The sequence below is a fragment of the Vibrio fluvialis genome, from assembly GCF_900460245.1.
In the GTDB taxonomy this organism is placed as follows: Bacteria; Pseudomonadota; Gammaproteobacteria; order Enterobacterales; family Vibrionaceae; genus Vibrio; species Vibrio fluvialis.
Genome location: NZ_UHIP01000001.1, coordinates 552,495 through 564,416, shown reverse-complemented (window position 1 = coordinate 564,416; position 11,922 = coordinate 552,495). Strand labels below are relative to the sequence as shown.

The 11,922-nt window shown below is 49.8% G+C and carries 10 protein-coding genes; 5 read left to right on the top strand and 5 right to left on the bottom strand.

Features of this window, described 5'->3' with window-relative positions; all coding sequences use genetic code 11:
• The first annotated feature begins 14 nt into the window (after positions 1-14).
• On the top strand, positions 15-1,799 hold the full coding sequence (locus DYA43_RS02610) for an aminotransferase-like domain-containing protein (protein ID WP_061056196.1): 1,785 nt from the start codon (positions 15-17) through the stop codon (positions 1,797-1,799).
• A 138-nt stretch (positions 1,800-1,937) separates the two neighbouring features.
• Here DYA43_RS02610 and vcdP read toward each other — a convergent pair whose 3' ends face one another.
• Positions 1,938-2,027: a small protein VcdP gene (vcdP, locus tag DYA43_RS23340; RefSeq protein ID WP_481146076.1), complete on the bottom strand. Its 90-nt coding sequence runs from the start codon at positions 2,025-2,027 to the stop codon at positions 1,938-1,940.
• 468 nt (positions 2,028-2,495) lie between these two features.
• On the opposite strand from vcdP, the gene DYA43_RS02605 reads away from it, so the two are divergent.
• From DYA43_RS02605 to DYA43_RS02590, 4 genes are all read left to right on the top strand, one after another.
• On the top strand, positions 2,496-3,968 hold the full coding sequence (locus DYA43_RS02605; protein WP_020331634.1) for an aminoacyl-histidine dipeptidase: 1,473 nt from the start codon (positions 2,496-2,498) through the stop codon (positions 3,966-3,968).
• Between the two features lie 258 nt (positions 3,969-4,226).
• Positions 4,227-4,667 carry an ATP-dependent zinc protease family protein gene (locus DYA43_RS02600; protein ID WP_020331633.1) on the top strand — a complete coding sequence of 147 codons (441 nt, stop codon included), beginning with the start codon at positions 4,227-4,229 and terminating at the stop codon, positions 4,665-4,667.
• Complete coding sequence (gene rimK / locus DYA43_RS02595) at positions 4,667-5,572, top strand: 30S ribosomal protein S6--L-glutamate ligase (RefSeq protein ID WP_020331632.1); 906 nt, start codon at positions 4,667-4,669, stop codon at positions 5,570-5,572. Before DYA43_RS02600 ends, rimK begins: the two co-directional genes overlap by 1 nt.
• Positions 5,532-6,632: a succinylglutamate desuccinylase/aspartoacylase family protein gene (locus DYA43_RS02590; RefSeq protein WP_104408469.1), complete on the top strand. Its 1,101-nt coding sequence runs from the start codon at positions 5,532-5,534 to the stop codon at positions 6,630-6,632. The genes rimK and DYA43_RS02590 overlap by 41 nt, the downstream gene beginning before the upstream one ends.
• A gap of 62 nt (positions 6,633-6,694) precedes the next feature.
• Here DYA43_RS02590 and DYA43_RS02585 read toward each other — a convergent pair whose 3' ends face one another.
• The 4 genes from DYA43_RS02585 to dinB all read right to left on the bottom strand — a co-directional run bounded on the left by DYA43_RS02585 (position 6,695) and on the right by dinB (position 11,849).
• Positions 6,695-8,050 carry a sodium-dependent transporter gene (locus DYA43_RS02585; protein ID WP_032080577.1) on the bottom strand — a complete coding sequence of 452 codons (1,356 nt, stop codon included), beginning with the start codon at positions 8,048-8,050 and terminating at the stop codon, positions 6,695-6,697.
• 125 nt (positions 8,051-8,175) lie between these two features.
• Positions 8,176-9,723 carry a sensor domain-containing diguanylate cyclase gene (locus DYA43_RS02580; RefSeq protein WP_061056195.1) on the bottom strand — a complete coding sequence of 516 codons (1,548 nt, stop codon included), beginning with the start codon at positions 9,721-9,723 and terminating at the stop codon, positions 8,176-8,178.
• 58 nt (positions 9,724-9,781) lie between these two features.
• Positions 9,782-10,528, bottom strand: a complete 747-nt coding sequence (locus tag DYA43_RS02575; RefSeq protein WP_061057184.1) for a YggN family protein — start codon at positions 10,526-10,528, stop codon at positions 9,782-9,784.
• A 256-nt stretch (positions 10,529-10,784) separates the two neighbouring features.
• Positions 10,785-11,849 carry a DNA polymerase IV gene (dinB, locus tag DYA43_RS02570; protein ID WP_080650565.1) on the bottom strand — a complete coding sequence of 355 codons (1,065 nt, stop codon included), beginning with the start codon at positions 11,847-11,849 and terminating at the stop codon, positions 10,785-10,787.
• Positions 11,850-11,922: the final 73 nt, after the last annotated feature.

The window sequence follows — 11,922 nt, the reverse complement described above, 5'->3', positions numbered from 1 at the left end:
TGTGCAGGAAAGCTATGCTGTATCAATTTATTCATATCGACCCCCAGGATTCGCGTACGCTACAGGATCAAATTAAAAGCGACATCGCGAAAGCCATCTTTGCCGGATTTGTGCCCAAGCAAACCAGCATCATGTCATCCCGTCGTCTGGCGGAAAAACTCAAGGTCTCGCGCAATACTATTTTGCGGGTCTACGAACAGCTCGCCGAGGAAGGAGTGTTGGTGCCGATTGAACGTAAAGGCTACTACGTCAATCCGCAACTGGAACTGAGCGCTCCGGCGACCAATTCGACTTCGCCCTCCCCCGCCAGCAGCGGCGCTCTGGACTGGTTTAACTACCTGAATACCGAACACACCCGCTCGGATGTCGTCGTCAAAGATCTCAGCGACTACCCTTATTTGTTCGTCAACGGCATTGTCGACGAAGACCTGTTTCCGGTGTCGGAATGGCGTAAATGCAGCATTCAGTCACTCAATAAAAGCAACCATCGCAGCTGGACTTCCAATGATCACGACTACGAAGAGCTGATTGAACAAATTCGCACCCGCGTGCTGACCAAGCGCGGTATTTTTGTCTCCAAAGACAATATCGCTATCACACTTGGCTGCCAGAATAGCCTCTATTATCTGGCCAAATTGCTGGTCTCCAAACAGAGTACGGTCGCGATGGAAAACCCCGGTTATCCGGAAGCGCTGCATCAGTTTCAGGCACGGCGTGCCAACGTGCTGCCAATCGAAGTCGACCGTCAGGGATTGGTCGTGGACGAGCGGCTGGCGGCGTGTCATGTGGTGTACACCACGCCGAGCAACCAATTTCCCACCACGGTGCGCATGTCATCGGAGCGGCGCAAAGCGCTGATGGCCATGGCCGAGCAGCACGATTTTCTGGTCATCGAAGATGACTTTGAACACGACGTCAGCTTTATTGAAGACAGTTGCCCGCCACTGCGCTGCGAATATCACAGCGAGCGCATCATTTATATCTCCAGTTTTACCTCGAGCATCGCTCCGGGACTGCGTATCGGTTTTATCGTTGCCGCCGAACCGCTCATCGCACAAATCAAATCGCTTCAGGTGCGCACCCACAGCCTGCCGCCGAAAAGCAACTGCCAGACGCTGGCACTGTTTCTCAGCCTTGGCTATTACGATGTGTTGGCGCAAAAGCTGCTCAAGCGCTACCGCGATAAGTGGCTGACAATGGAAAAAGCGATGAACTATTACTTTCCGCAATCCGGTGCCGTCGCTTCGCTGGCAGGCACCGCATTTTGGATCGAATACAAACAGGGTTTTGATGCCGAGCGTTTTGAACGGCTGGCAGAAGAGCAAGGCATCCTGATCAACAATGGCGCCAAGTACTACTGCTGCGATCACAAGAACAACAGTTTTCGGCTCAGCTTCCAGTCGATTCGTACCGAAAACATTCGTGAAGGCATCAAGCAACTGGCGCGTATCGCCAAGCAGGTACTGCCTAATGAACGGCTAGAGGATTGCGAATCCGTCCCGCTCAACGGGCAACAAATCCGCACATTGTTTACCAATCAGACACTCCTGACCAAAGACTGCTTTAACATTCCCTACCGGATTACTCTGCAGGCCGACGGCAAGCTGATCGGCATTTCCGATCGTCCTAACGACGTGGATGAAGGTTACTGGTGGGTTGAGAATGACAAGTTTGTCTATCAGTGGCGTAACTGGCAGTTTTCCGACATTCGTTACATCACGATCGTCAGTGAACAGGGCGAGATCAAACGTTTTGATGAAGAAGGATACTTTATCGGCGAGGCGCGGATCGTTCGCTGATTGGTGGTTTTTTCCGGATCGCGGAGATAAAAAAACGCCACCTGAATACAGGTGGCGGTGAATCATATTAACCAAATTTGATTAAAAATAAATTCCAATATAGGGGTGAACAAAACTGTTCAAGTTGCAAGCTATCGCTTAGTAGCCAAAGCTTGACGGGTATGTAAAGCTGCCGGTAAACACAGATTTGTTTTTCCAGAACATTACAGAAGATAAACCTTTATTCATAACTATCACCATTAAAACCATACATTCTTGATTGATTTCTCGGTTCCCTGGAGGCGATAAATCGGACTCATCCTTTGAGCATTTTTTCTTCGCTTTCGAAGTTGGTTACAAATATACCACCAAGAAATTTTATTACAATACTTTTGGTGATAAAAATCACATAAATCCAATTAATTGATCCATGTCAGGTTAATTTGGTAATTAAATTACAAAAAACTCAGCTTGTTTTTTAATAAAATTACCAATAAGGCGCAATTGATTGCATTTAGTGTGAACAAGGTTACCACGATGATCCTCAAAGTGTGATAAATGGAAAACTATTGATCCGTAAATGCGCTACTCCCCACTTGCGCATAATGGTATGCTGTTGACCGTCACTATGTCATAGCCCGATCACAGTCTATTTCTCTAAAAATAGCGTCAAACACCTATCAATGATCGGGAAATATTACACAAAAGGAGTTATCTGTGTCTGAATTCCATTCTGAAATCAGCAAGTTATCACCTGCCCCTGTGTGGCAGTTTTTCGATAAGATTTGCTCAATTCCACACCCTTCAAAACACGAAGAAGCTTTGGCGCAATACATTATTGGCTGGGCCAAAGAACAAGGGCTGGATGTTCGCCGCGATCCAACCGGCAACGTTTTCATCAAAAAACCAGCTACCCCGGGTATGGAACATAAAAAAGCGGTCGTGCTGCAAGCGCACATCGATATGGTTCCACAAAAGAATGAAGACACAGATCATGACTTCGCTAAAGATCCGATTCAGCCATACATTGATGGCGAATGGGTCACCGCCAAAGGCACCACTTTGGGCGCAGACAACGGCATCGGCATGGCGACCTGTCTGGCGGTACTGGCATCCACAGAGATCAAGCACGGTCCACTCGAAGTGCTGCTGACCATTGATGAAGAAGCGGGCATGACAGGCGCATTCGGTTTGGAAGCCGGCTGGCTGGAAGGTGAGATCCTGCTAAACACCGACTCTGAACAGGAAGGCGAAGTCTACATGGGCTGCGCTGGCGGCGTGGACGGTGCATTAACCTTTGATATTCAGCGCGAAGCACTGCCAGCGGGTTACGTGACTCGTCAACTGACCCTGAAAGGGCTCAAAGGTGGCCACTCAGGTTGTGACATTCACACTGGTCGTGGCAACGCCAACAAGCTGATTGCGCGTTTCCTTGCGGGCCATGCGCAAGAGCTGGATCTGCGTCTGATTGAATTCCGCGGCGGCAGCCTGCGCAACGCAATCCCGCGTGAAGCATTCGTCACCGTGGCGATTCCTGCCGACAATCAAACCAAACTAGATGAACTGTTCACCACTTACACTGAGCTGCTGAAAGCCGAACTTGGCCGAGTGGAAACCAATCTGGTGACGTTCAACGAAGCGAAAGAAGCGGCTCTGGGCGTCTTTGCACTGGCGGACCAGCAACGCGTTATTGCGGCACTGAATGCTTGCCCGAACGGCGTGATCCGCATGAGTGATGACATCGAAGGTGTGGTAGAAACCTCACTGAACGTGGGTGTGATCACCACAGACGAACAGCAGATTAAAGTGTTGTGTCTGATTCGTTCACTGATCGACTCTGGCCGCAGCCAAGTGGAAAGCATGCTGACGTCTGTTGCTGAACTGGCAGGCGCGGATATTGTGTTTTCTGGTGCTTACCCGGGCTGGAAACCGGATGCCGATTCAGAAATCATGCACATCTTCCGCGATATGTATGAAGGCATTTACGGCCATAAACCAAATATCATGGTGATCCACGCAGGCCTTGAATGTGGTCTGTTTAAGAAGCCATACCCAGAAATGGACATGGTTTCGTTCGGCCCAACCATCAAATTCCCGCACTCTCCGGATGAGAAAGTGAAGATCGACACGGTCGGTCTGTTCTGGGAGCAAATGATTGCTTTGCTGGAAAATATTCCGGCTAAAGCGTAATCAAAAAGCCGGGGCCAAACCCCGGCTTTGTTTTGCTAAACTATCAATAATTTTTGTCGACACGAAAAATTTAATTCATTAGATTGAATTTATTGTTCGCTGCTAGAGTTCGCGTCCTTGAAGTTCCCAGAGTTATTCACCAAACTCTATTCAAGCGATAACTCCATTATGAAGTTGTATCGGGGATGCTGCTTAAGCCCAACTCTTTCGGGTAAATTCCTGAGCAGTATCTGAAATTCTCAAACTAATGAAATTGCGATGAAAGAAAAAATGATTGTCGGATGGCGAGAAACACTCAGCCTTCCAGGGTTAGGTATTGATAAAATTAATGCAAAAATCGATACCGGAGCCCGAACGTCTTGCTTGCACGCATTCAAGGTAGAGAGCTTTACCAAAGAAGAGGCTCTTTGGGTTCGTTTTTGGATCCATCCCTTGCAACATAATGTAGATAAAGTCACTGTGTGTGAAGCAGAAGTGGTGGACGAGCGTACGGTCCGCGATTCCGGTGGCCACGAAGAGACGCGATTTGTGATCAAATCAGACCTCTCTCTCGGCGGCGAAACCTGGTCAGCAGAGATCACGCTCACCAACAGGGAAAACATGGCGTTTCGCATGCTATTGGGCCGCACTGCCATGCACCACAGAATTGTTGTCGACCCAACTGAGTCGTTTTTAATCCCTTTCGAGGAGCCTAGATAATGAAAATTGGTATTCTGTCGCGTAATTCTTCGTTGTATTCAACCAAGCGATTGATTGAAGCATGTAAGCAACGCGGGCACGAAGTTAAAGTGATCGATGCATTACGCTGCTATATGAATATCAATTCAGATAAGCCCGAGATTCACTTCAAAGGTGAAGAGCTTGCGGGCTTTGATGCCGTGATTCCTCGTATCGGTGCATCAGTGACCTTCTACGGTACGGCGGTTCTGCGTCAGTTCGAGATGATGGGCGTGTACCCAGCCAACGAATCGGTCGCCATCAGCCGTTCGCGTGACAAGCTGCGTTCGATGCAATTGCTATCACGCAAAGGCATCGGTATGCCGATCACCGGTTTTGCCAGCAAACCTGATGATGTCAAAGACTTACTCGACATGGTGGGCGGTGCTCCGGTGGTGATTAAACTGCTTGAAGGCACCCAAGGCATCGGTGTAGTGTTAGCGGAAACCCGCAAAGCAGCGGAAAGTGTTATCGAAGCCTTTATGGGCCTGAAAGCCAACATCATGGTTCAGGAATACATTAAAGAAGCAGGTGGCGCAGACATCCGTTGTTTTGTGATTGGTGATAAAGTGATTGCCGCGATGAAACGTCAGGGCGCTGAAGGGGAATTCCGTTCCAACCTTCACCGTGGCGGTACCGCCTCGCTGGTAAAAATTACTCCACAAGAACGCAAAACCGCAATCGAAGCCGCCAAAGCAATGGGCCTGAACGTCGCGGGTGTTGACCTGCTGCGCTCAGATCGTGGTCCACTGGTGATGGAAGTAAACTCCTCACCGGGCCTGGAAGGCATCGAAGCAGCGACCGGTAAAGACATCGCAGGATTGATTGTCGAATTTATTGAGAAGAATGCGGCCAGTAAAAGGACCCGAACCCGTGGCAAAGGTTAATAGCAAGAATAAACCGTATCAGTTTCTGGGGGAGTCCATTCCCCCAGGAAGCAAAAAAGTCATAGAGCTGGAATCAGCCAAACTCTACACCCACTCACCGCTTTCTATTCCCGTTGAAATCATTCATGGCTCGGCCCCTGGCCCAGTGCTGATGGTCAACGCCGCTATCCACGGTGACGAGCTCAACGGCGTCGAAATTGTTCGCCAGCTCATCAACCTCATCGATCCGAAAAAGCTTAAAGGTACCCTGATCACGGTCCCGATCGTCAACGTGTTCGGCTTTATTCATAAATCCCGTTATCTGCCGGACCGCCGCGATCTCAACCGCTGCTTTCCCGGCAGTGAGAAAGGTTCGCTCGCCTCGCGTATGGCGCACACCTTCTTCTCTCAGGTAGCCCTCAACTGTGATTACATCATCGATCTGCACACTGGCGCGATTCATCGCACTAACCTGCCACAGATTCGCGCCGACCTGAGTAACCCGGAAACGCTGCGTGTTGCTCAGGCATTTGCGACGCCCGTGATCCTGGATTCGCCGCTGCGTAACGGCTCGCTGCGCAGTGAGGCGGAAAAATCGGGGATTACGGTCCTGACTTACGAGGCGGGTGAAGCGTTACGCTTTGAACCGATTGCCATCAGCGCCGGCATCGTCGGTATTAAACGCGTGATGCAGGCGATCGGCATGATGCGTGTCAGCCGGAAAAAGCTACCAACATCGGTGATTGCAAAATCCACCAGTTGGCTGCGTGCCGAAGCCGATGGTATCTTGCGCACCGTCGTCTCACTTGGCGACCGCGTTGAACGTGGTCAGGTCCTGGCTTACATCAACTCGCCACTGGGTAACGTCGAAGTGGAAATCAAAGCCAACAAAGGCGGCATCGTAATTGGCCAGCAAACGCTGCCACTGGTAAACGAAGGCGATGCCGTGTTCCATCTGGCCTACTTCAGCCAGCGTGATGATATGGTGGAACAAGTGGTGGGCGACTTTATTGAGGAAGTTATCGACACCGATTTGGAACCACTGACCACTGGTCAGTTGATGCCACCATCACCAGCCTGATGGATCCGAGATAGCAAAAAGCCCCCGATCAACGGGGGCTTTTTTATTGCTGTTACCAGAGCTTAACCAAATGAAGCCCAGATAACTGCGGCCACCAGCAATGGACACACAAAGCGTACATACCAAGGCCAGATTTTACCAAACAGGCTTTGCGTAAATTCTGGGAAGCCCTGCTCCAGCTCTTTAAACTTAGCGTTGCGGTTCCATACCCAGCCACCGAACAGACAGAACATCAGTGCGGCGGTAGGTTGCAGATACTGCGTTGCCGTTGTTGCTACCAAGCCAAACAGTGCTCCGAAGTTGTAAACAATCACCACGCTGAACAGTGCAATTACGCCACCCAATACCCAGCTGGTTGGCGTACGTTTGGTATTAAAGCGCTCGCCGACCAAAGCCACCGGGCACTCCAACATCGAAATCGACGACGTCAGCGCAGCAATCGTCAGCAGCAGGAAGAAGACAATCGAAAACAGCTGGCCAAACAGCCCAAGGCTATCAAACATGAGCGGCAGAACCGTAAATACCAAGGTATCGGAGCTGAGCAGTGAACCATCTTCCGCATAAATTTGTACGCCTTTGTGCATCGCGACAAACATCGCAGGCATCACCACCAGACCCGCAATAAACGCCACACCGGTATCGACCAAAGTCACGTTCATCGCCATCTTTGGCAGGTTCTCTTTCTTACTCAGGTATGAACCATAAATAAGCATCGAACAGCCACCAATGGTCAGAGAGAAGAATCCCTGCCCCATAGCCGCCAGAATCAGTTTGCGATCCCAGACTTTCTCAAAATCCGGTACCAGATAATGCTGCAGACCTTCCATCGCTCCTTGCTGCATCATGATATAGATGAACAACACTCCGAACAGCACGAACAGCGCAGGCATCAGCCGTGTCGACCATTTTTCGATCCCCTGCTTAACGCCACCTTGCACAATCAGAATAGTCAGAACGTAAAAAATGAGAGTACCAAGAAGGTTACGTTCTACCGAAAAGCCTTTTAACCACGCTGTGGCGCTTTCCAGACCGATGATATCCGTCACTGCGCCCAGCATGAAACAGATGATCCAGCCACCCACAATGCTATAAAACGCCAGTACGGCACTCGGTACACTCAGACCAATCCAGCCCACCAGACCACCAATACGTTTGGCAAACGCATTGCCCGTCAGCGAACGCATACTATCGACCGGGTTAGCCTGACCATAACGGCCAATGGCCATTTCGACGACCAGCATCGGGAAAGCGACGACGAAAATCAGAACCAGATAGACCAACAAGAACGCGCCACCACCATTGCTGGCCGCCTGTGTCGGAAAGCCCCAGATGTTACCAAGGCCAACTGCCGCGCCTGCTGCGGCTAAAATGAACCCAAGGCGAGAGCCAAAAGTTTCACGGGTATTATTCTGTGCCATTACCACTCACACATATCATCAAACTAGTTGGCTAGTACACTAATACAAACCAACAAAATACTCAATGAGTAATAGGATGGTTTGCCGGATAAACACGAGAATGACGGGAAGTTATATCGTAAATGTTAATTTACATGGTTATTCTGTTCATCTTTTGAACAAAAGTCGGTAATCACGTACTGAGCTCGTCCCAGCTCTTTGGCCTGATACAAGGCTTGATCCGCCTCGTGAAACAGTAACTGATAGGTTTCTCGACCCGGCTTACACGCCCTTACTCCGCCGATACTGATCGACAGGGTTGGTTTGAGTGGCGAGACGCTATGCTCGATCGCCAACTGATCGACATAGCTCATCATCTGTAACGCGAACTGATGTGGATCCAGTTCGTTGTCGCTCGCCAGCACCACACAAAACTCTTCGCCCCCAAAGCGAGCCACGACCTTCGCTCCGGCAAAAGAGACCTGATCAAGTGCGTTTGCCACTCGTTTTAGCGCGCGATCGCCTTCGAGATGGCCATAGTGATCATTGTAAAGTTTGAAATAATCCACATCGATCAGATACAGCACGATCCAAGGATATTGCTGCTCCACAATGAAACTGGTGAGCTCACTTTCCAGTTTACGCCGATTGGAAATACGGGTCAGTGGATCGTGTTCAGACTGCCAGCGCAGCTCCTCCCGGCTTTGCTCCAGCTCGGAAAAAATTTGGTTGATGGTCCGAGCGAACGCTTTCATTTCTCGTGAAACAAAAAAATGTTCATCCGGGATTTTGCCACCCGAAAGTTTGAATCGCTCCAACACTCGGTTGGCATCCGTGATGGGGCGAACCAGCGAATCGACCACCAGCAGGTTGATGAAATACATCAGCACTGAAAACGTCATCAAGGCGACAATTTCATCCGTTCGAATAAAAGTCGGCAGCTTAACCTTGTGCACCAGTTTGATAAGTACGCTGGAGTGACCGCTGAAGTCGAGCTTTTCCAGATAGCTGATATTGGGTTCGTGTTTGGGCATTGGTGCAAACGGCGCGCGGCTCAACACATCAATATCGATGCCAGTGGCCTGTTCAATGACGCTGGCGAACTGGCTGCGCACTTTCTTGACGAAAATCAGATAACCTTTATCACAGCCCGAACCTTCGCTATTACACACGCGCGAGGTCGCGGCCAGATACGGCTCCTGCCCCACCACCACAAAACGCACCGACGCTTCCACATAATCGCTGCGGGACCGTTTCGGCTCACTCAATATAATCGGAAAGTAAGGGACGAAGGGTTGGTAATCACCCACTCTACTCTGCTCAAAATCATACTTCATACCCCACACCAACTTTTCCTGCGGGGTAAAAATAAAAATACCATCCAGAGCTTTCGACTGAAATGCATGAATACCGATGCTGTCGTCGATGAATTCAGGATTGGGATGGGCAATGTAATCCGCCATATCATTCCAGGCCGCGTAGTCAGCCATGGAAGCGCCCATTTCCTGCTTCTCCAGTGCAATGATGGTTTCCACGCGCTTAGTCTCGGCCAGTTGCAACTGGCGTGCGTGCTCAAGCTCACGGTCAAACGACCAGAAGTATTTGAAGGCGAGATAAAAAGCCACAAAGCAGGCAACCACCGCCAGTGCAGTCAGCGCAGTTAACGAACGTAAACTGATATTGGAGAGAGTCATGGCACCTTTGCTAATTGTTCAGGACGATGAAAAAGAGCGCCGAAGCGCTCTTTTCAGTTTAGATGGTAAAAACTTGATAGTTCTTAAGTTCAGGAATTTTTTGATGGAGTTTCTGTTCTTGTTCAACCACGTCGTCCAGCGAATCGCACAATTCCCGGCGCTCTTTCTCAATGGTTTGCGAGTGTTCATTGAAACGCTCTTCCAAGCGAGTCTTGAGGTCAGCCATGGTATTGCCCAATTCGGTCAGATTGATACCGCCGTCTTTTTTCATCTTGGTGGCAATCGCATCAAACGCCCCCGTCAGGAACTCCTGGGTAAACAGGGCGCGAGCTTTATCAAAATCCTGCTGCCATTGTTGGCTCATCGATTCAAACGTATCTGCAGGCAGTACCCAGTCGCCGTTCTTGTTATAGCGGGCTTCGATATCCGCCACAAACGCTTTCAGGTTCTGCTTCACGCTGTCAAATGCCTGAGGCGAATCAATACTGGCAGCCACATCATCTAGAATATCGTTTGCCATTGCCAAACCATCACTGGCTACCTGACGCGCTTTCGGTAAAGCATTCGCCAGACTCTCACGGTACGACTCTACAGCTTGCTGCTGTTGAGGCGTCAGAGACTGCTTTTCACCGGACAAGTAGAGGTTGTTATTCTGATCCATCACGGCAGTTTGTCCGTTAGCAGCATGAATTTCTACATTCGAGCCACTGAGATGAATTTCGTTCTTCACGTCCACCTGTTGGCATTGTGCCGCCCATAATGAGGTACTGCACAGTAAAGAGGTTACTAAAACTAGTTTTTTCATCATCATTCCGGTCTGTGACATTGAGCTCTCTCCAAACAAAGTGGGCGCAATTGGCCAAGCGTTGAGTTCGATAAGTGCCGTTACCGCCCACTAGAGGGCAATCTTGCACTGATATCATGTTGTTAGTACAGGACGAGGCTAACCATACCCAAAACTGCGTCTCGCTAAGTTAACGGCTTGTCAGTTATTGATTCGCCATCGACCATTTAGCTGGCTGATGCGCAGAATAGGGGCAGAATCGTCAGATCGCAAGCGTTTAAAAAAAGCTCAGCTGACGAATCTGCTCCTCTGGCTTAAGCATCACGTTGAGGCCAAGCAGGCGAATCTCACGTCCTTTCTGACGTTTCAGCACTTCTGCCAACAAGGTTTTGAAGTCTTCCAGTTCCAACTCAGGATGAATATGTTCAATGGTGGTTTGCTGAAAATCAGCAAACTTGACTTTGATACCCTGTTTGATGATTGCCCGCTCCGGTGACGCCCGGGTTAATCGCTCATCCAACTCGGGATACAAACGTTGTTCGATGACCTGCCAACACTCTTCGTAAGTTGAGATATTTTCACTGAACGTACGCTCAACTCCGACCGATTTTCGTTCACGCTCCGTAATCACTTCGCGATTATCAATGCCCTGACTCTTCTTCCACAATGATGCCCCTAATCGGCCAAAGCGGCGCAGCAGTTCCCGATAGTCACTGTTCTTAATGTCCTCACACAGAAAAAAGCCTGCCTGATTGAGCTTCTCCAGACTCACTTTGCCGACCCCGGGAATTTTCCCCAGCGGCAGTTTGTCGACCACGCTCTGCACTTCATCCGGCGTCACAACATACAGACCATTGGGTTTATTGATATCGGAGGCCACTTTGGCCAGAAACTTGACTGGCGCAACGCCCGCAGACGCGGTCAGTTGCAGTTCATTCCAGATGTCACGTCGAATGGCTTCCGCAATCAGTGTCGCGCTGCCATGACAGGCGGTAGCCTCAGTAACATCGAGAAAGGCTTCGTCCAGGGACAACGGTTCGATAATATCGGTGTAGCGCTGAAAAATGGCGTGAATCTCACGCGAAACGGACTTATAGACTGACATACGCCCCGGCACAACCAGCAGTCCCGGACATAATTTGATCGCTTGCGCGGTCGGCATCGCTGAACGAATACCAAACTTTCGCGCTTCGTAGTTACAGGTACTGAGCACGCCACGCTGTTTTTCATGGCCGCCGACTGCCATAGGCCGACCTCGATACTCCGGGTTGTCACGCATCTCAACGGCCGCGTAAAAGCAGTCCATATCAATATGGATAATCTTTCTGATCCGCTCTGACATTGCCCACTCACTCAACCACTGTTTAAAAAAACAGTATATAAGCGATAGGACCGTTTGCAAAGACAGATGACAG

Excerpts from the sequence above, each read along its gene's own strand:
- dinB (WP_080650565.1), bottom strand. The coding sequence starts at position 11,849 with ATGTCAGAGCGGATCAGAAAGATTATCCATATTGATATGGACTGCTTT.
- DYA43_RS02590 (WP_104408469.1), top strand. The coding sequence starts at position 5,532 with ATGCGGCCAGTAAAAGGACCCGAACCCGTGGCAAAGGTTAATAGCAAG.
- DYA43_RS02585 (WP_032080577.1), bottom strand. The coding sequence starts at position 8,050 with ATGGCACAGAATAATACCCGTGAAACTTTTGGCTCTCGCCTTGGGTTC.
- DYA43_RS02600 (WP_020331633.1), top strand. The coding sequence starts at position 4,227 with ATGAAAGAAAAAATGATTGTCGGATGGCGAGAAACACTCAGCCTTCCA.
- DYA43_RS02575 (WP_061057184.1), bottom strand. The coding sequence starts at position 10,528 with ATGAAAAAACTAGTTTTAGTAACCTCTTTACTGTGCAGTACCTCATTA.
- DYA43_RS02610 (WP_061056196.1), top strand. The coding sequence starts at position 15 with ATGCTGTATCAATTTATTCATATCGACCCCCAGGATTCGCGTACGCTA.
- vcdP (WP_481146076.1), bottom strand. The coding sequence starts at position 2,027 with ATGAATAAAGGTTTATCTTCTGTAATGTTCTGGAAAAACAAATCTGTG.
- rimK (WP_020331632.1), top strand. The coding sequence starts at position 4,667 with ATGAAAATTGGTATTCTGTCGCGTAATTCTTCGTTGTATTCAACCAAG.
- DYA43_RS02580 (WP_061056195.1), bottom strand. The coding sequence starts at position 9,723 with ATGACTCTCTCCAATATCAGTTTACGTTCGTTAACTGCGCTGACTGCA.